Origin of the sequence: Stenotrophomonas sp. AN71, assembly GCF_050435725.1 — a bacterium.
GTDB lineage: Bacteria > Pseudomonadota > Gammaproteobacteria > Xanthomonadales > Xanthomonadaceae > Stenotrophomonas.
On record NZ_JBNDKU010000002.1, the window covers coordinates 90,705 to 108,324 of the forward strand.

Below are 17,620 nucleotides of genomic sequence, written 5' to 3' on the forward strand. Positions count from 1 at the left end.
ACCGTCGGCGCGGTGCGGCCACGGCCGCCATCGCCCGCCCTGCCACCTGACGGAGCCCGCGTGACCGAAGACGTCCTTGCCACCCCGCCCGCCGAAGCCTGGCAATCGCTGCCGCAACGCGCCGCCCGCCTGGCCGCACTGGAGGGCGCGTTCGGTGGCCTGTTCGTACCCGGCCTGCCGCTGGCCGCAGCGAGTTGGTTCTTCGATCTGCCCGGCAGCCTGTGGACCGCCGCCCTCGGCCTGCTGATCGGTACCGCCTTCGGAGCATGGCTCGGCCATCGGCGTTTGACCCGCACCCGCTGGCGGCTGGATGCGCAGGGTCTGGGCCTGCGCCGCGACCTGATGTGGCAGCTGGAAACGCGCATTCCCGTTTCGCGCGTCCAACATCTTGACCTGCGCCGCGGTCCGCTGGAACGCCGCGCCGGCCTGGCTACGCTGATCGTGCACACTGCCGGCACCCGCATGAGCGCGGTGACCGTGAGCGGGCTGGATGAGGCCGATGCCGAGCGCCTGCGCGACACCCTGTCCCATCAGCTCGACCAGGACGCCGACGCCCTGTGAGCCTGCCGCCGCCCCTGCCTGCATCGCTGCCTGCCGGTGGCGAGGACCATCGCCTGCACCCGTGGTCGTGGCTGTTCGTACTGCTGATGCAGCTGCGCCACTATTTCCTGCCACTGGTGGCGCTGCTGGTATTCGGCCAGCGCGGCGACCGTGATCCGATGTGGGCGCAGCTGATTCCGTTGTCGGCGATTGCCGTGCTGGTGCTGGTGTCGGTGCTGCAGTACCTCAGCTACCGCTACCGCATCGGCAATGATGCGATCACGGTGCGCAGTGGCCTGCTGGCGCGCAATCGTCGCGAGATTCCATTCGCCCGCATCCACAACGTGGAGGTCAGGCAGAACCCGCTGCATCGCATGTTCGGAGTGGCCGAGCTGCGCCTGGAGTCCGCCGGTGGCGTACGCCCCGAAGCAGAGATGCGCGTGCTGAAACTGGACCAGGCGCTGGCACTGGAGCGACTGGTGCGCCAGCGCGGGCAGGCGCCGCAGGCGGTCGGCGCCGTCGCTACCGCCTCGATCACCGAGACCGACGCCGAACACGTACTGCTGCACCTGTCGAGCTGGGACGTGGTGCGCATGGGGCTGCTCTCCAACCGCGGCTGGGCATTGGCGATTGCCGCCTTTGGCGTGCTGTTCCAGACCGTGCCGCGGCCGGTGATGGACGATGCGATCCAGCGTGGGGGACGCGAGGTTTTTGGCTTTGCCAGCCATCTGCATCCCGGCGTGACGGGCGCCTTCCTGTTGCTGGCCGCAGCCCTGCTGCTGGGCTGGCTGGCGCTGCGCGCACTGTCGGTGGTGCTGACCCTGTTGCGCTATCACGGCTTCACCCTCAGCGAACAGGACCGCCGCCTGACCGTATCGGCCGGCCTGCTCAGCCGCACCCGCAGCAGCGTTGCGCGCCGCCGCATCCAGGCGTGGACCTTGCGCGAGAGCACCCTGCACCGCTGGTTCGGCCTGCGCCAGCTGCGCATCGACAGTGCCGCCGGTGGGCCCTCGCGCGACGAGGACCGCGCCCTGCGTGAACTGGCGCCGCTGGCCCCGGCAGTGCAGTGCGAACAGCTGGTGCAGTACCTGCTGCCGCAGCTGCAGTGGCCGCCCGCGCAGTGGGAGGCCATCCCCCAGCGCGGCAGGTGGCGGCTGTGCCTGGGCACGCTGCTGCTGGTGCCGCTGCTGGCCGCGGCCGCGTATTGGCGTTGGGGACCGTGGGGCCTGATCGTGCTGGCCTGGCTGCCGGTGGCGCTGCTGGTCGCGCATCGGCAGATGGCGCGCATGGGCTGGTTCCTGGATGACCACTACGTGGCCGTGCGCGGCGGCTGGTGGAAGCGCTGGTGGCGCTGGGCCGAACTGGACAAGGTGCAGGGGCTGCGGCTGCAGCGCTCACCGCTGGACAAGCTGCTCGGCACCAGCAGTCTGCAGCTGGACACCGCTGGCGCACACGGTGACGTCGCACTGACCCTGCGCTACCTGCCGCGGACGCAGGCGCAGCAGGTGATGGAGCAGCTGGCCACGGCACTGGCCGGGCGCAAGCTGCGCTGGTGAATCGGGGTCGTGCATCCACGCATGGCGTGGATCTACTGTAGCGCCGAGCCCATGCTCGGCTTGCCACAGCCGAGCATGGGCTCGGCGCTACATCCCCCGATCAGCGCTGCGATGGCCCCCAATACCCCAGGTCCTTGCGGATCTGCAGGTCGCGCATCCAGCTGCCGAACGGCTTGCGCCGCAGCGCGCCCATCTCGCCGGACAGGAAATCCTCGGTGGCCGTGATCACCCGCTCGCTGGACAGGCCATCACGGTACGGGTGGATGGCATCGGCATAGCGCACGATCTCCGCCTGCAGCGCAGCCTCCGGGTGCAGCGCGCGCTGCAGCATTGCCGGCAACTGCGCCGGGTCGTCGAAGTCGATCATGTGCGGCTTCGGCACGCGGTTGCGGAAGGTCACCACCGGCTTGTGCTGGACGATGAACTCCGAAACGATCGACGAGGTGTCCGACACCAGCACATCGGCGGAGCGCTGCGCAGCCATCACCTGCTCCGGCTCGATGAAGCGCGCATTGCTCCCTGCCAGCGCGCGATAGCGCTCGAACAGTTCCGGCGGGCACTTCGGATGCAGGGTCAGCAGCCAGTAACGGTCGCCGGCGGCGATGTCGGCAGCAATCTGCGAATGCAGGTGCGGCGCCGCGCTCAGGCGTTCGGTAAAGGTCGAACCGAACAGGATCACCGGACGCCCACCCGCCGCAGCCCGCAGTGCAGCGCTCTCGCCACCATCATCGCGGAACAGCGGGTCCAGCTTCGGCCAGCCGGTCTCGGCCACCGCGAAATGGCCCTGCAGTGCGGCAATCTGACGGAACGGCGCGGTCGTGGCCGGCCCCTGCGTGCAGTACAGGTCGAACATGCCACGTACCCGGAAGTGACCGCGGGCACTGTCCCGCTTTTCCACGTTGAAGCCATGGAACAGCTGCACCTTGGCCCCGGACAGGAAGGTCGGCACCCAGTTGGCAGCACTGAACACCGCGCGAGGACGCATCGCCAGGGCCTGTTTCAGGCCGAGGTTGGGCACCCCCGGCAGGGTGCTGCCAGCCGCGCCATCCTCGAACCAGGCGGCCACCTCCTGCCCGGAGGCGTGCAAGGCCTGCGCCAACGGGGCGAGAATAGGCAGCGCATAGCGCTCCGTCGCAAACAACAGGTACCCGGCCATCATGTCCTCCTCGACCGCTCCCATCGAACGGCCTCGCATCTCGGCGTGCATTATCGCGTTCAACGAGGCCGGCCGCATCGGCGACTGCCTGGCCTCACTGGCCTTCTGCGACGAGATCATCGTGGTGGACTCGTATTCCACCGATGCCACCGTGGCCATCGCCGAGGCCGCCGGCGCGCGCGTCCTGCAGCGTCCGTTCGAGGGCTTCCGCAGCCAGAAGGCATTCTGCGTCGAGCAGGCCCGCCATGACTGGGTGTTGTGCCTGGATGCCGATGAGCGCATCAGCGCGGAACTGCGCAGCGCCATCGAGCAGGCCCGCGACAGCGGCTTCGCCGGCCATGCTGGCTACCGCTTCGCGCGCCTCTCGGAGTATTTCGGCAGGTTCCTGCGCCATGGCAATGCCTACCCGGACCGGGTCATGCGCCTGTTCGACCGCCGCCAGGGCGGCTGGCGTGGCAAGCGCGAGATCCACGAGGCCGCCAGCGTCGACGGCACCGTCGGCACCCTGCGCGGCGACCTGGTCCACTACCCCTACCGGTCTTTGCAGCAGCAGCTGGCCAAGACCGAGAAGTATGCGCGGATGATGGCCGAGCACGAGTTCGCCCGCGGCAAACGCGCCACGCTGGGCAAGCTGGTGTTGGCGCCGGCCTGGCGGTTCTGGCGCGGTTTCCTGTTCCGCGGCGGATTCCGCGACGGCTGGCACGGGCTGGTCTACGCCTATGTGCGCGCCAACTACGTGCGCCAGAAGACCATCATGCTGTGGATGCTGGGCAACGGCCAGGCAGTGGCCGACCCGCCGAACACCTGATCGCCGAGCATGACCCGGCGGTGGGGCATCAGCCGCCGCCGCGTGCCCGATGACGCGCACCTTCGACGATCGACAGGCCGGTCAGCAGGCCGACCAGGGTCACGTAGAAGCTGGCCGTCATCTGGTGGGCGAACATCGATTGGGTCAATCCGCACAAGGCATAGGTGATCACCAGCATGATGCCGGCGGCGGCCGGCCCGCGGAAGGTCGGCCGTCCACTGCGTCGGTGCAGTCGCACGAACAGCCACAGCGGGATGCCATAGACCGCCAGCAGCAGTGCTACACCCGGCAGGCCCTGCGTGGCCGCCCATTCGGCCACATCGTTGTGCGCATGCCCCAGGTGGCAACGCGCCTCAGCCGGATTCTCGCGGCAGACCGGTACACGCTGCATCGCCGTGTCGAAATGTCCGATACCCACACCCGTCAACGGGTGATCCAGGAAGGTCTGCCAGGCCACCTGCAGGCGCTCCACCCGGGCACCGGCGGAGGAATCACTGTCACCTTGTTCCATCCGCTGCACGTCGCTGTGCAGTTCGCTCAGGCGGACCTGGTGGCGCAGCTCCGGCACCGACAGCACCAGAGTGGCGCCGATGGCCAGCATGCCGGCCAGAACCGACAGGCGCGCCGCGCCAGTCCGCCAGCGCAGGCTCAGCGCCAGCACCACCAGCAATGCCAGCAGCGCGGCAAACACGCCACGGCTCCCGGTCAGCACGATGGTGCCGCAGCCGGCAGCCATCCCGACAATCACCAGCGACCAGCGCCGCGAGGGGCGGCAGAACACCAGTAGTACCATCAGCACCATCACGATGTCGGCCAGCACGATGGCGTTGGTGAACAGTTCCGCGCGTGGCGCGCCGCCCAGCACCTGCCACAGCGACATCGCGAACGTAGCCAACAGGCCGGTCAGCGCGCCATACCAGAGCCACCGAAGATCCGGGCGCAGCGCGCAGACCCACAGCGCGATCCAGGGAATCACCACGAACCGCGAGCGGTTGTCGACATCGCGCAGCCCCTGTTCGAACAACAGCACGGACAGCACACCCAGCACCAGCACGGCCAGCATCATCCAGGTCAGCACCTTGACCGGCTGCCCGGCCATGCCGCGCGCGCGCCATAGCAGCTCCGGCGCCAGCAGGGTGCTGAACAGCAGCAGCACGCCATACGGAAGAAGATTGATGGGTATGGCCAGCACCAGTGCCGGCAGGCAGAACAAGCCCAGCTGGGCCAACGCGTGCGCGGCCCGGTGGCGCCCACCGACGGGAACACCCAGCGGGTCGCCGGCCAGGAGGTTCAGGTTGTCCGGTGAAGCTGGCACGTCGGAAGTATCGCTGAAATCTGCGGAAAGAACGGGATCGGCCGGAGGGGCCGCTCCCAGCCTGCTGTTTTACTGCCTTTGGCCGCGCTTGGGCAGACTGGACAAGCGAACATCGTGGCGGCTAGTCATGTTCCTGCAAACGCCGTTCACGTTCCCGCTCCTCCCGGGTGACCACACAGGGCACCTTCACCGCCGACGCCGGCACCAGCCACCAGCGCCGCCGGTTGGCCACGCCCGCCAGTTCTGAACGACCACGGTCGACGCACGACAGCATTGCGTCCTCGTGGACCAGCAGCCAACGGCGTTCAGGCAGCAGCCGCTGCCAGCGCGTGGCCGCCAATAGCTGCTCGTCCCAGGGCGTCTGGAAACCAAAGGTTGCCGCCGGGCGATCGGCCAGCAGCAGATGCTGCTCCTTCCATGCCACCAACCCCAGCTCGGCATCCGGGCCGATACGCGCACTGACGGCACGCATCAGCCCGCGGGCGGAACTGGAATCGTTCAGCAGTGGATAGCCGACCAGGCTGTACAGCACCCACACTGCGGTCAGGGTGGATACCAGAGCGAGGTGCCTGCGGCGCCCGCAGGCCAGCAGGCTCAACCCACCCCACAGGCCCATCGCCAGGATCGTCCAGGCCAGCGTATCGACCGCGCCAGGGGCAAGCCCGCGGCCATGGGTCAGCCGCAGCTCGAAGCCTGGGTCACCCAGCACCGCCAGTGCACCAGCCACTGCCAGTCCCAGCGCCAGCAGGCCGGTGAACAGGCCCACCACGGCCTGCACATCGCGTCGCCTCAACAACCCCGGCAACAACGGCGCCAGCGCCAGGCAGAACATCGGCAGCGCCGGCAGGATGTACACATCGCGCTTGCCGTCAGGAATCGAGAAGAACAGCACCACCAGCAGCCACCAGGCCAACGGCAACAGGTAGCGCGCATCACGGCGATGCAGCCGGCGACGCCAGGCCGGGATCGCCCATGGCAGCGCCAGGAACGCCGGGATCCACATCAGCGGCATCGTCGCCAGGAAGTACCAGCCGGGCTGGTGGTGATCCCAGGAATGCGTATAGCGCTGCGCCGTCTGCCGGAACAGGATGTCATCCATGTAGGCCCGGTATTCATCCGAACCTGTGGCCAGGCCGGCCAGCAGCATCGGCGCCAGCCACAGCGCCACCGCCAGCACGAACGCCAGCGGCGCCAGCCAGAAGCGTGCGCCACGTGCGTGCAGGTCCACCCGCGGCCACCGCAGCGCCGCGGCGATCGCCGCCGGCACGATCATCAGCAGCGCCAGCAGGCCCACGCCCTTGGTGATCACGCCGATACCGGCGAAGAACCAGCCCAGCCACCACCAGCGCCAGGCGGGCCCCAGCAGCAGGTGGCGCAGCAGGCCGTAGTTGGCCAGGGTGATGAACAGCAGCAGCAGCGGGTCGATCTGCGCCTTCTTCGCCTGGAAGGTGAACTGCATCGCGAACAGCAGCGCCCAGCCGGCAAGCAACCCCACCCGACGCGTCCACAGGCGGCGGCCCAGGTCCACCACGCACCACAGCGTGCCCAATGCCGCCAGCAGCGACGGCAGCAGGAACGCCACGCGCCAGTGCCCGACCACGCTGTACAGCGTGGCCTGCCACCACATCAGCATCGGCGGCTTGTCCGAGTAAAGCTCGGTACCCCGATGCGGGAACAACCAGTGACCGCTGTCGATCATCTGCTTGGCCACCAGCGCGAAGCGCGGTTCGTCCGATGGCCACGGGTCACGAAGGCCAAGCCCGACCCCCAGCACCAGCAGGGCCATCACCACGAACAACCACGTCTCGCGCGACGCGCGGGATTTCAGCATGGGACTCGCAACGGCAGCGGGGGTCAGGCTGTTTTTAACAGACGCGCGTAGAAGAATCCGTCAGCACCGTTGTCACCCGGCAGTCGCTGGCGTGCGACACCATCACAATCAAGGCCGAACGCGTCGCCCAGCGGCTGTGCCACGGCGTCCGGGTGCCACTTCAGGAAGGCCTGCACCTGATCGATGTTCTCGGCACGCAGGATCGAACAGGTGGCGTACAGCAGCACGCCACCCGGGCGCAGCATCGACCAGCACGCTTCCAGCAGCCGGGCCTGGACCCCGACCAGCGCCTCGATGTCCTCGGCGCGGCGATGGAACATCACGTCCGGCTGGCGCCGGATCACACCGGTGGCCGAGCAGGGCGCGTCCAGCAGAATGGCATCGAACGGCGTGCCATCCCACCAGGCCCCCGGGTCACTGGCGTCGGCCACCAGGGTCTGCGCCGCCTCGCCCACACCGGTACGCGTGTAGGTGTCGCGGGCACGCGCCAGGCGACGGGCATCGATGTCCAGCGCCAGCAGGCGCAGACTCGGGTCACGTTCCAACAGGTGTGCCGACTTGCCGCCGGGCGCCGCGCAGGCATCCAGAACGCGCGAACCAGCCGCCGGTGCCAGCGCGTCGGCCGCGCACTGCGCCGACAGGTCCTGCACCGACAGCGCACCATCAGCGAAACCGGGCAGCTGGTTCACCGCGATGGGCGCGGCCAGGCGCAGCGCGTCGGGGCTGAGCGGGCTGGCTTCGGCGACGATGCCGGCCTCGGCCAACGCAGCCAGCGCCTTGTCACGGCTACCGTGCTGCTGGTTGGCACGCAGCCACAGCGGCGCCGGCTGCAGGCTGGCGGCGAAGATCGCCTCGGCCTGGGCCGGCCAATCGTGCTCGAGGGCATCGGCCAGCCATTCCGGGAATGCATCGCGTGCCGGCTGCTCCGGGAAGCCCTCGCGCTGCGCACGGCGCAGGATCGCGTTGACCAGACCGGCCTGGCGTTCGCGGCCCAGCGCGCGCGCGGCGTCGACCGTAGCCGACAGCGCCGCATGGGCCGGCAGTTCCAGCACATCCAATTGGGCGAAGCCGACCATCAGCAGCGTGCGCAGGTCGGCATCGCGCGCCGACAGCGGTTTCTGCATCCACGACAGCAATGCGGCGTCATAGGTGCTGCGGCGGCGCAGGACGGCAAAGCACAGTGCTTCCAGCAAGGCACGGTCGCGACTGTCGGCCAGCTTGGGCAGCGCCCAGGCCAGTTCCGCCTTCAGCGAACGGCCACGGGTGAACACCTGCGCCAGCACACGGGCGGCCAGCATGCGCGTAGCCGCGCCTGGCGCGGCCTTGGCAACGGAGAAATCGTTCTGCTTCGACACCGCTTATGCCCCCACGCGCAGGTCGCGGCGGGCATTGAGGTAGTCGGCCGCGGTGATCGCCTTGCCGCCTTCACGCTGCAGCACACGCAGGCGCAGTGCGCCTTCACCGCAGGCGATGTCGATACCGTCACGACCGGCCGCCAGCACCGTACCCGGCGCCAGCCCGTGCGCCAGATCCAGCGCAACCGCGCCATGGATGCGCACCCGCTCACCGGCCAGCGTTGCTTCGGCGATCGGCCACGGATTGAACGCGCGCACGGTGCGCGCCAGCGCGTCGGCTTCCTGCGCCCAGTCCAGCTTCGCTTCGGCCTTGTCCAGCTTGTGCGCGTAGGTCACGCCCTGCTCGGGCTGCGGCCGTGCGATCGGCTTGATGCCGGCCCGCAGCAGGCCCAGGCCATCGGACAGCACCTGTGCACCCAACTCGGCCAGCTTGTCGTGCAGCTGGCCACCGGTATCGGTGGCAGTGATCGGCAGCTCCTGGTGCAGCAGCACCGGGCCGGTATCCAGGCCCGCTTCCATCTGCATCAGGCACACCCCGGTCTTCACGTCGCCGGCCTGGATCGCACGCTGGATCGGCGCGGCACCACGCCAGCGCGGCAACAGCGAGCCGTGCACGTTCCAGCAACCGTGGGTCGGAATGGCCAGTACCGCCTTGGGCAGGATCAGGCCATAGGCCACCACCACCATCAGGTCCGGTTGCAGGTCGCGCAGCTGCTGCTGGGCCTTCTCGTCCTTCAGCGATTCGGGCTGGTAGACCGGGATGCCACGGGCCACGGCCTCCAGCTTCACCGGCGACGGCGCCAGGCCACGGCCACGGCCGGCCGGGCGGTCAGGCTGGGTATAGACGGCCACGACCTCGTGGTGGCGCGCCGCGGCACGCAGCGACGACACCGCGAATTCCGGCGTACCGGCAAAGACAATCCTCATGGCTACCCCACTTGCAGGATGGATTCGTGCAGGAAAGAAAACGGCGCCGTCGGCCGGCGCCGTACAGCCCGCGCGCGCTGCGCAGGCACGGGCCACCCAAAGGGCGGCCCGGATGGGCGATCACGCCACGTGCTTGCGCTGCTTGGCCAGCTTCTTGCGGACCATCTCGCGCTTGAGCGGCGACAGGTAATCGATGAACAGCTTGCCGTCCAGGTGGTCCATCTCGTGCTGGATGCAGGTCGCCAGCACTTCGCCGGCCTCGATCTGCTGTTCCTGGCCGTTACGGTCCAGGTACTTCACGGTGATGGTGTCTGCGCGGGTCACATCGGCAAAGATGCCGGGCACCGACAGGCAGCCTTCCTGGTACACCCGGCCCCCGTCCTTGGCGACGATTTCCGGGTTGATGAACACATGCGGTTCATTCTTTTCTTCACTGACGTCGATGACCATGAAGCGCTTGTGCACGTCCACCTGGGTGGCGGCCAGGCCGATGCCCGGCGCGTCGTACATGGTCTGGAACATGTTGTCGATCAGTTCCTGGAAGACCGGCGTGGTGACTTCGGCGGCGTCGATCGACGCGGCCTTGGTGCGCAGGCGCGGATCGGGGAACTCGAGAATGGGGAGGAGGGCCATGGCTGTTTCCGGATAAAGGGCCGGCACGCCGGCATACGTCGCAGATTCTAGCTCCAACGCTTGCCTTGCGCCCCGGTTTCTGGACTATAGTGCGCTGACCTGTTGGGGAATCAGGGCTTCACACCTATGTTGCTTCGTTTTCGTACGGTCGTCGCCGCGGCGATGCTGACCGTGGCTGCCTATGCTACCGCCGTGGAAGTGAATGGCGGGCACCCGGACACCTATGTGGTCCGAAAAGGGGACACGTTGTGGGATATTGCCGCACGTTTCCTGCAGAAGCCCTGGCTGTGGCCGGAGATCTGGCAAGCCAATCCACAGATCGCCAACCCGCACCTGATCTATCCAGGTGACGTGCTGAGCCTGGCCTATCTGGACCGGGTGACCGTGGCGTCCAAGCCCGGCCCGCGCCAGGAAGCCCCGATCGACGCCATTCCGCTGGCGCAAGTCGAGCCGTTCCTGAAGCAGCTGAGCGTTGTCGACAGCGTCAAACAGCTGCCCTACGTGGTCGGCCTGGAAGACAGCCGCCTGCGCGTATCCGGCGGCGATACCGTCTATGTGCGCCTGGCCGACGCCCAGGTGGGCCAGCGCTGGGCCGTGGTGCGCCCGACCGTGCGCTATGCCCAGCCCAAGCCAACCGAGGACCTGACCGCCAACGGCGACGTCACCCCGGGCAGCGGCAACCTGTGGAAAGCCTACAACGCGCCCAACGCACGCCGTGGCGTGCTGGGCTACGAGCTGGCCCAGGTCGCCACCGGCACCATCACCCAGGTCCCCGGCGGCCAGGTCGAGGCTTCCACGCTGGTACTGGACAAGAATGTCGGCGGCCGTGAAGTGCGCGCCGGCGACCGCCTGGTGCCGATCGAAGCCAAGCCGTACGACCTGCAGTTCGTGCCCCACGTGCCCGCCGCGGGTGTCGAAGGTGTGGACGTGCGCGTGCTGGCGGTGACCGACATGTTCACCGCCGGTGGCCCGCGCGATGTGATCGCGATCTCGGCAGGCCGCACGCAGGGCGTGGACAACGGCACCGTGTTCTCGCTGTGGCGCCCGGGCCGCCATGTCGCACACCGGATGAAGTACCCGACCTCGTCACGCATGGACGATTCGCTCAACACCGGCGCTGGCCGGGTCTCGCTGCCGGACGAATATGCCGCGCACGCGATGGTGTTCCGCACCTTCGACAACGTCAGCTACGCGCTGGTGATGCAGGGCGTGAAGCCGGTGAGGGTGGGTTACAACGCGCTGCATCCGGACGCGAAATAACGTCGACCCGTTAGAGCCCAGCCGATCGCCGCACCGATTCGGACTCCTCTGACATCAACACACGAAGGCGCCCTAGGGCGCCTTTGTTGTCTGCGGCCGATAGTCGGGGAATGACCACACATGCACATGAGGCGCTGCTGCGCCTGTTGATGGCAGGAGGCGCACTGGCGCCACGACGGGCCCTGCTACAGGGCGCGGTATCGGCCGACGCGGCCATCGCGCAAGGCATCGCCCACTGGCGTGCGCACGGCTGCACACCGGAGCAGTGCGCGGCCCTGGAACGCCCCGATACCCGCGCCTGGACGTCCGCCCTGCACTGGCTGGAGGGCGACCGCCACCACCTGTTGGCCTGCACCGACCCGGCCTTCCCGCCCGCGTTGCTGGAAGTGCCCAATCCGCCACTGGCGTTGTTCGTGGCCGGAGACCCCAGCCTGGCGTGGCGCCCCTCCGTGGCGCTGGTCGGCAGCCGGTCACCAACGCCGGGCGGGCGCGCACTGGCCGCACGCTTTGCCGGCTGCTTCGTCGAAGCCGGGCTGGCCGTGACCAGCGGCCTGGCCGCCGGCATCGATGCGGCGGCCCACCTGGCGACGCTGGATGCCGGCGGCTGCACGGTGGCGGTGATCGGTACCGGCCCCGACCGGGCCTATCCAGACAGTCATGCCCGGCTGCAGGCGCGCGTCGCCGCCGAAGGCGCCGTGCTCAGCGAATACCTGCCGGGCACGCCGGCACGCCCCGGCCACTTCCCGGCGCGCAATCGACTGGTGGCCGGGCTATCGCTGGCCACCGTGGTGGTCGAGGCCGCACAGCGCTCGGGGGCGCTGATCACCGCACGCCTGGCCGCCGAGGCCGGGCGCGAGGTCTGTGCGCTGCCCGGCTCGGTGCTCAACCCGCGCGCGGCAGGCTGCCACCGGCTGATCCGTGAAGGTGCCGCGCTGGTTGAACGCCCGGAGGAGGTGCTGGAGCTGCTTGCCCCTGCTCTTCGCCTGCAGTTGCCGGGCTTGCAATCGCGCCTGGCCACCCCCACTGAACAGGCACCGCCAGCGCTCCTGCCGGCGCGCTGGGCCGACGACCCTGACTACCAGAGCTTGTGGCGGGCCCTGGACCACAACCCAAGCGGTATGGATTCACTGATCACGCGCTGTGGATTGACGGCGTCACAGGTGTCCTCCATGCTGCTGGCCATGGAACTGGCGGGAATCGTGGTGTGCGTACACGGCCGCTACTGTCGAACTCCCTAGTTTCTTCACCTCCACAGCGTCGCGCGACGCAGGCCGAGGGGCAATGAAAGAGAGCATCCTGGACGTACTGCTGTACCTGTTTGAACACTATTTCAGCGAAGATGCGGACCTGATCCGTGACCGCGACTCGCTACAGAACGGCCTGATCCAGGCCGGTTTCAGTCCCACCGAGATCAACAAGGCATTCGACTGGCTCGATGCCCTGGCCGCACAGCGGCCGAGCGTGGCCCAGGCGCGGGTCGATGGCCCCGTGCGCGTCTATCACGGCCCCGAGCTGGACAAGCTGGACGTCGAATGCCGCGGTTTCCTGCTGTACCTGGAGCAGCACGGCATCCTAGACGCCGACCAGCGTGAACTGGTGCTGGACCGGGCGATGGCCCTGGATCAGGACGAGCTGGACCTGGACGACCTTAAATGGGTCGTGCTGATGGTGCTGTTCAACCAGCCCGGCTCCGAAGCGGCCTATGCCTGGATGGAGACGCAGATGTTCATGGACGAGCCAGAACCCCTGCACTGACCTTACACTTGGGGACATAGCGCATTCAGGAGCGTCCCCGTGAGCGAGTGGTTCCATGCAGAAGGCAACCGGCAGCAAGGCCCGCTGCCGGCGGAACAGTTGGTCGAGTTGTTCCGCAACAACCAGATCTCCCTGGACACCCTGGTCTGGCGCGACGGCCTGCCGCAATGGCAGCCGTTGCGTACAGTCGTGGATGAGCTCGGCCTGATCGTACCGGCACTGGACGTTGCCGTACCGACCATCGAAGCCGAACACGAGCCGGAACCCGAACCGGTGGCACCGCCTGCGCCGCAGCCGCCGGTGCTGCCGCCGTCCACCCCCTATGCCTCCACGGCATCGGCCGGCGTGTTGCCGCCGCCGAAGAAGAAGCTTTCCGGTTGCGCCCTGACCGCGATCATCGGTGGCGGGCTGTTGCTGGTACTGGTGCCGGTCATGGCCATCCTGGCGGCCATCGCCTTGCCTGCGTACAACGACTACACACTGCGCGCCAAGGTCGCCACCGCGGTCAACGCGCTGCAGCCGCTGAAGACCCAGGTGCAGCATTTCGCCGATGACGAGGGCCGCTGCCCCGGCGCCAACGATGCCGGCTTCCCGGCCCCCGGCGACTTCGCCCAGGGCGGTCTGTCGGCGGTGAACATCGGCCGCTTCAACAACGGCCACTGCGGCATCGAGGCCACGCTGGCCGTGCCCGGCAAGCCTCTTGATGGCGACCTGCTGTGGCTGGAATACGATCGCGACAGCGGCCGCTGGGAATGCAGCGGCGAAAGCGACGACAAGTACCTGCCGCTGTCGTGCCGCGGCTGAGCCGCAGGCACGACGGAACCTCCAAGGACGACCCAACAGGGAACATGCAATGACCGAGTGGTATTACGCCGAAGGACAGCAACGCCAGGGCCCGCTGCCGGTCCAGGAGATCCGCCAGCGCTTCCAGCGCGGGCAACTGAACCTTGACACCCTGGTCTGGCGCGAGGGCATGGCGCAGTGGGCCGCGCTGCGCCAGGTGGTCGACGAGCTCGGTCTGCAGACCCTGGCCGATGCCAGCACGTCGACCGCCAGCGGCGGCTTCGACCTGCGTGGCGACTACGCCGCGATCGACAATGGCACCGCACCACTGCCCGGTACCGGCGCGCTCAGCAGCTCGCCCTACAGCGCCCCGGCCGCGGCCGGTGCCGGCGGCCATGCGCAGCCGGTGATGGGCGGCGAAGTGGTCTACGCCGGCTTCTGGAAGCGTGTGGCGGCCTACATGATCGACTACTTCGTGCTGGCCATTCCGGGCGGCATCATCGGCGCCATCCTGGGCGTGGTGCTCGGCGCCAGCATGGGCGCGGTGGGCAGTGGCGAGACCTCCATCGAAATTGTTGCGCAGCTGGTCAGCGCGCTGATCAACCTGGCGATCGGCGTGGCGTACTACACCTGGTTCCATGCCTCGCAGGGCGGCGCCACGCTGGGCAAGATGGCGGTCGGCATCAAGGTCGTGCGCAGCAACGGTGACCGCCTGACCAAGGGCCGCGCCTTCGGTCGCTACTGGGCCATGCTGCTGAGCAGCTTCACCCTCGGCATCGGCTTCCTGATGGCCGCGTTCACCGAGCGCAAGCAGGGTCTGCACGACATGATCTGCGACACCCTGGTGGTCGACCGCTGGGCCTACACCGACCAGCCGCACCTGCAGCGCCGCGAGCTGGGCACGGTCACCATCGTGATCCTGGTACTGACCGGCCTGTTGTCGCTGGCAGGCCTGGTGCTGCTGGTGGCCGCAGTCGGCTTCATCGCCAAGATGGCCTCCTGAACCTCCATCCTCACGCCTGGCTGCTTGACACGAACTGGCCGGGCGTGATTCCTCTAATAAGGTGAAACCTGAACGCCCGGCACACTACCGGGCGTTCAGTTTATGGATTTGCCCGTGGCCGCTTCACTAATGCGGCCGTTTGCTCCACCCTAGCGGCCCTTCCCCCGCGGCTCACCCACAGACACTGCTGCCATGCCCAAGCACCTGCTCATCGTCGAATCGCCGGCCAAGGCCAAGACGATCAACAAATACCTCGGCAAGGACTACACCGTCCTGGCCTCGTATGGGCATGTGCGTGACCTGATTCCGAAGGAAGGCGCGGTCGACCCGGACAACGGGTTCGCCATGCACTACGACGTGATCGAAAAGAATGAAAAGCACGTCGATGCGATCGCCAAGGCCGCCAAGGGCGCCGACGACATCCTGCTGGCAACCGACCCGGATCGCGAGGGTGAAGCGATCAGCTGGCACATCGCCGAGATCCTGAAGGAACGTGGGCTGGTCAAGGACAAGCCCATGCAGCGCGTGGTCTTCACCGAGATCACCCCGCGCGCGATCAAGGAAGCCATCAGCCAGCCACGCGAGATCGCCAGCGATCTGGTCGACGCCCAGCAGGCACGCCGCGCGCTGGACTACCTGGTCGGCTTCAACCTGTCGCCGGTGCTGTGGCGCAAGGTCCAGCGCGGTCTGTCCGCCGGCCGCGTGCAGAGCCCGGCGCTGCGCATGATCGTCGAGCGCGAGGAAGAGATTGAAGCCTTCATCGCCCGCGAGTACTGGTCGATCGCCGCCGAGTGCGCACACCCCTCGCAGCACTTCAACGCCAAGCTGATCAAGCTGGACGGGCAGAAGTTCGAACAGTTCACCATCACCGACGGCGACACCGCCGAAGCCGCCCGCCTGCGCATCCAGCAGGCCGCGCAGGGTTCGTTGCATGTCACCGACGTGGCCAGCAAGGAGCGCAAGCGTCGCCCGGCGCCGCCGTTCACCACCTCCACCCTGCAGCAGGAAGCCTCGCGCAAGCTCGGCTTCACCACCCGCAAGACCATGCAGGTGGCGCAGAAGCTGTATGAAGGCGTGGCGATCGGTGACGAAGGTACGGTCGGCCTGATCTCGTACATGCGTACCGACTCGGTGAACCTGTCGCAGGATGCGCTGGCCGAGATCCGCGACGTGATCGCCCGTGACTACGGCATCGCCTCGCTGCCGGACCAGCCCAACACCTACCAGACCAAGTCGAAAAACGCCCAGGAAGCACACGAAGCGGTGCGCCCGACCTCGGCCCTGCGCACGCCCGCCCAGGTGGCCCGCTTCCTGACCGACGACGAGCGCCGGTTGTACGAGCTGATCTGGAAGCGTGCGGTGGCCTGCCAGATGATCCCGGCCACGCTCAACACCGTCAGCGTCGATCTGTCCGCCGGCAACGAGCACGTGTTCCGCGCCAGCGGCACCACCGTGGTCGTGTCCGGCTTCCTGGCCGTGTACGAGGAAGGCAAGGACAACAAGAGCGCCGAGGACGAGGATGAAGGCCGCAAGCTGCCTGCGATGAAGCCCGGCGACCGCGTGCCGCTGGAGCGCATCCAGGCCGAACAGCATTTCACCCAGCCACCGCCGCGCTTCACCGAAGCGGCGCTGGTGAAGGCGCTGGAAGAGTACGGCATCGGCCGTCCCTCGACCTACGCCTCGATCATCCAGACCCTGCTGTTCCGCAAGTACGTGGAGATGGAGGGCCGCAGTTTCCGCCCGTCCGATGTCGGCCGTGCAGTGTCCAAGTTCCTGTCCAGCCACTTCACCCGGTACGTGGATTACGACTTCACCGCCAAGCTCGAGGACGAGCTCGATGCCGTCTCGCGTGGCGAGGAAGAATGGATCCCGCTGATGTCGCGCTTCTGGGAACCGTTCAAGGAACTGGTCGAAGACAAGAAGGAATCGGTCGACCGCGCCGAAGCCAGTGGTGCGCGCGAACTGGGCACCGACCCCAAGACCGGCAAGCCGGTCAGCGTGCGCCTGGGCCGTTTCGGACCGTACGCGGCCATCGGCAGCACTGCCGAGGACGCCGAGGAAAAGCCCAAGTTCGCCTCGCTGCGCCCGGGCCAGTCGATGCACACCATCACCCTGGAAGACGCGCTCGAGCTGTTCCTGATGCCGCGCGCGCTGGGTGAGGACAAGGGCGAGCCGGTCAGCGTCGGCATCGGTCGTTTCGGCCCGTTCGCCAAGCGTGGCAGCACCTATGCCTCGCTGAAGAAGGAAGACGACCCGTACACCATCGATCTGGCCCGCGCCGTGTTCCTGATCGAAGAGAAGGAAGAGATCGCGCGCAATCGGATCATCAAGGAATTCGAAGGCAGCGACATCCAGGTGCTGAACGGCCGCTTTGGCCCCTACATCAGCGACGGCAAGATGAACGGCAAGATCCCCAAGGATCGCGAGCCGGCATCGCTGACCCTGGCCGAAGTGCAGCAGTTGATGGAAGAAACCGGCAAGCCGGTACGCAAGGGCTTCGGTGCCAAGAAGGCCGCTGCGAAGAAGGCCCCGGCCAAGAAGGCGGCGGTGAAGAAGGAAGCGGCGCCGAAGAAGGCTGCGGCCAAGAAGGCACCTGCCAAGAAGGCGGTGAAGAAGGCGGCCGCGAAGAAGGCGCCGGCCAAGAAGGCAGTAAAGAAGGCGGCCAAGTAGATCCACGCCATGCGTGGATGATGTGCCG

The 17,620-nt window shown here is 67.8% G+C and carries 15 protein-coding genes; 9 read left to right on the forward strand and 6 right to left on the reverse strand.

Annotated features, from left to right (window positions below):
- Positions 1 to 60: 60 nt before the first annotated feature.
- Together ABH900_RS04140 and ABH900_RS04145 are read left to right on the forward strand one after the other, a co-directional pair.
- A complete protein-coding gene (locus tag ABH900_RS04140) occupies positions 61 to 561 on the forward strand; it encodes a PH domain-containing protein (protein WP_429621579.1) in 501 nt (166 codons plus the stop codon).
- The gene (locus ABH900_RS04145; RefSeq protein ID WP_429621581.1) at positions 558 to 2,096 is read left to right on the forward strand and encodes a PH domain-containing protein; all 1,539 of its coding nucleotides are present in this window, start codon (positions 558 to 560) and stop codon (positions 2,094 to 2,096) included. The genes ABH900_RS04140 and ABH900_RS04145 overlap by 4 nt, the downstream gene beginning before the upstream one ends.
- 100 nt (positions 2,097 to 2,196) lie before the next feature.
- Here ABH900_RS04145 and ABH900_RS04150 read toward each other — a convergent pair whose 3' ends face one another.
- Complete coding sequence (locus tag ABH900_RS04150; RefSeq protein ID WP_429621583.1) at positions 2,197 to 3,255, reverse strand: CDP-glycerol glycerophosphotransferase family protein; 1,059 nt, start codon at positions 3,253 to 3,255, stop codon at positions 2,197 to 2,199.
- On the opposite strand from ABH900_RS04150, the gene ABH900_RS04155 reads away from it, so the two are divergent.
- The gene (locus ABH900_RS04155; RefSeq protein WP_429621585.1) at positions 3,254 to 4,060 is read left to right on the forward strand and encodes a glycosyltransferase family 2 protein; all 807 of its coding nucleotides are present in this window, start codon (positions 3,254 to 3,256) and stop codon (positions 4,058 to 4,060) included. The genes ABH900_RS04150 and ABH900_RS04155 overlap by 2 nt on opposite strands.
- A 28-nt stretch (positions 4,061 to 4,088) precedes the next feature.
- Here ABH900_RS04155 and ABH900_RS04160 read toward each other — a convergent pair whose 3' ends face one another.
- The 5 genes from ABH900_RS04160 to def all read right to left on the reverse strand — a co-directional run bounded on the left by ABH900_RS04160 (position 4,089) and on the right by def (position 10,121).
- Positions 4,089 to 5,345, reverse strand: a complete 1,257-nt coding sequence (locus tag ABH900_RS04160; RefSeq protein ID WP_429621982.1) for an O-antigen ligase family protein — start codon at positions 5,343 to 5,345, stop codon at positions 4,089 to 4,091.
- 151 nt (positions 5,346 to 5,496) lie between these two features.
- Positions 5,497 to 7,206: an ArnT family glycosyltransferase gene (locus tag ABH900_RS04165; protein WP_429621586.1), complete on the reverse strand. Its 1,710-nt coding sequence runs from the start codon at positions 7,204 to 7,206 to the stop codon at positions 5,497 to 5,499.
- 23 nt (positions 7,207 to 7,229) lie between these two features.
- Positions 7,230 to 8,561: a 16S rRNA (cytosine(967)-C(5))-methyltransferase RsmB gene (gene rsmB, locus ABH900_RS04170; RefSeq protein ID WP_429621588.1), complete on the reverse strand. Its 1,332-nt coding sequence runs from the start codon at positions 8,559 to 8,561 to the stop codon at positions 7,230 to 7,232.
- A 3-nt stretch (positions 8,562 to 8,564) separates the two neighbouring features.
- Positions 8,565 to 9,488, reverse strand: a complete 924-nt coding sequence (fmt, locus tag ABH900_RS04175; protein WP_429621590.1) for a methionyl-tRNA formyltransferase — start codon at positions 9,486 to 9,488, stop codon at positions 8,565 to 8,567.
- Between the two features lie 120 nt (positions 9,489 to 9,608).
- The gene (gene def, locus ABH900_RS04180) at positions 9,609 to 10,121 is read right to left on the reverse strand and encodes a peptide deformylase (protein ID WP_429621592.1); all 513 of its coding nucleotides are present in this window, start codon (positions 10,119 to 10,121) and stop codon (positions 9,609 to 9,611) included.
- 126 nt (positions 10,122 to 10,247) lie between these two features.
- Here def and ABH900_RS04185 point away from each other — a divergent pair, with 126 nt between their 5' ends.
- The 6 genes from ABH900_RS04185 to ABH900_RS04210 all read left to right on the forward strand — a co-directional run bounded on the left by ABH900_RS04185 (position 10,248) and on the right by ABH900_RS04210 (position 17,592).
- Positions 10,248 to 11,381 (forward strand): LysM peptidoglycan-binding domain-containing protein, encoded by a 1,134-nt coding sequence (locus ABH900_RS04185; protein WP_429621594.1) that lies wholly within the window; start codon positions 10,248 to 10,250, stop codon positions 11,379 to 11,381.
- 110 nt (positions 11,382 to 11,491) lie between these two features.
- Positions 11,492 to 12,619, forward strand: coding sequence for a DNA-processing protein DprA (dprA, locus tag ABH900_RS04190; protein ID WP_429621596.1), 1,128 nt, complete (start codon positions 11,492 to 11,494; stop codon positions 12,617 to 12,619).
- 43 nt (positions 12,620 to 12,662) lie between these two features.
- Positions 12,663 to 13,136 (forward strand): DUF494 family protein, encoded by a 474-nt coding sequence (locus tag ABH900_RS04195; RefSeq protein WP_005411195.1) that lies wholly within the window; start codon positions 12,663 to 12,665, stop codon positions 13,134 to 13,136.
- 39 nt (positions 13,137 to 13,175) lie between these two features.
- Positions 13,176 to 13,940, forward strand: a complete 765-nt coding sequence (locus ABH900_RS04200; protein ID WP_429621598.1) for a pilin — start codon at positions 13,176 to 13,178, stop codon at positions 13,938 to 13,940.
- A 49-nt stretch (positions 13,941 to 13,989) separates the two neighbouring features.
- Entirely contained in the window at positions 13,990 to 14,922 is a 933-nt protein-coding gene (locus ABH900_RS04205; RefSeq protein WP_429621600.1) for an RDD family protein, read from the forward strand.
- A 192-nt stretch (positions 14,923 to 15,114) separates the two neighbouring features.
- Positions 15,115 to 17,592: a DNA topoisomerase I gene (locus tag ABH900_RS04210; RefSeq protein WP_429621602.1), complete on the forward strand. Its 2,478-nt coding sequence runs from the start codon at positions 15,115 to 15,117 to the stop codon at positions 17,590 to 17,592.
- The last annotated feature ends 28 nt before the right edge of the window (positions 17,593 to 17,620 follow it).

Coding starts and splice junctions, on each gene's coding strand:
- ABH900_RS04155 (WP_429621585.1), top strand. CDS start 3,254: ATGTCCTCCTCGACCGCTCCCATCGAACGGCCTCGCATCTCGGCGTGC.
- ABH900_RS04150 (WP_429621583.1), bottom strand. CDS start 3,255: ATGATGGCCGGGTACCTGTTGTTTGCGACGGAGCGCTATGCGCTGCCT.
- ABH900_RS04165 (WP_429621586.1), bottom strand. CDS start 7,206: ATGCTGAAATCCCGCGCGTCGCGCGAGACGTGGTTGTTCGTGGTGATG.
- fmt (WP_429621590.1), bottom strand. CDS start 9,488: ATGAGGATTGTCTTTGCCGGTACGCCGGAATTCGCGGTGTCGTCGCTG.
- def (WP_429621592.1), bottom strand. CDS start 10,121: ATGGCCCTCCTCCCCATTCTCGAGTTCCCCGATCCGCGCCTGCGCACC.
- ABH900_RS04185 (WP_429621594.1), top strand. CDS start 10,248: ATGTTGCTTCGTTTTCGTACGGTCGTCGCCGCGGCGATGCTGACCGTG.
- dprA (WP_429621596.1), top strand. CDS start 11,492: ATGACCACACATGCACATGAGGCGCTGCTGCGCCTGTTGATGGCAGGA.
- ABH900_RS04195 (WP_005411195.1), top strand. CDS start 12,663: ATGAAAGAGAGCATCCTGGACGTACTGCTGTACCTGTTTGAACACTAT.
- ABH900_RS04205 (WP_429621600.1), top strand. CDS start 13,990: ATGACCGAGTGGTATTACGCCGAAGGACAGCAACGCCAGGGCCCGCTG.
- ABH900_RS04210 (WP_429621602.1), top strand. CDS start 15,115: ATGCCCAAGCACCTGCTCATCGTCGAATCGCCGGCCAAGGCCAAGACG.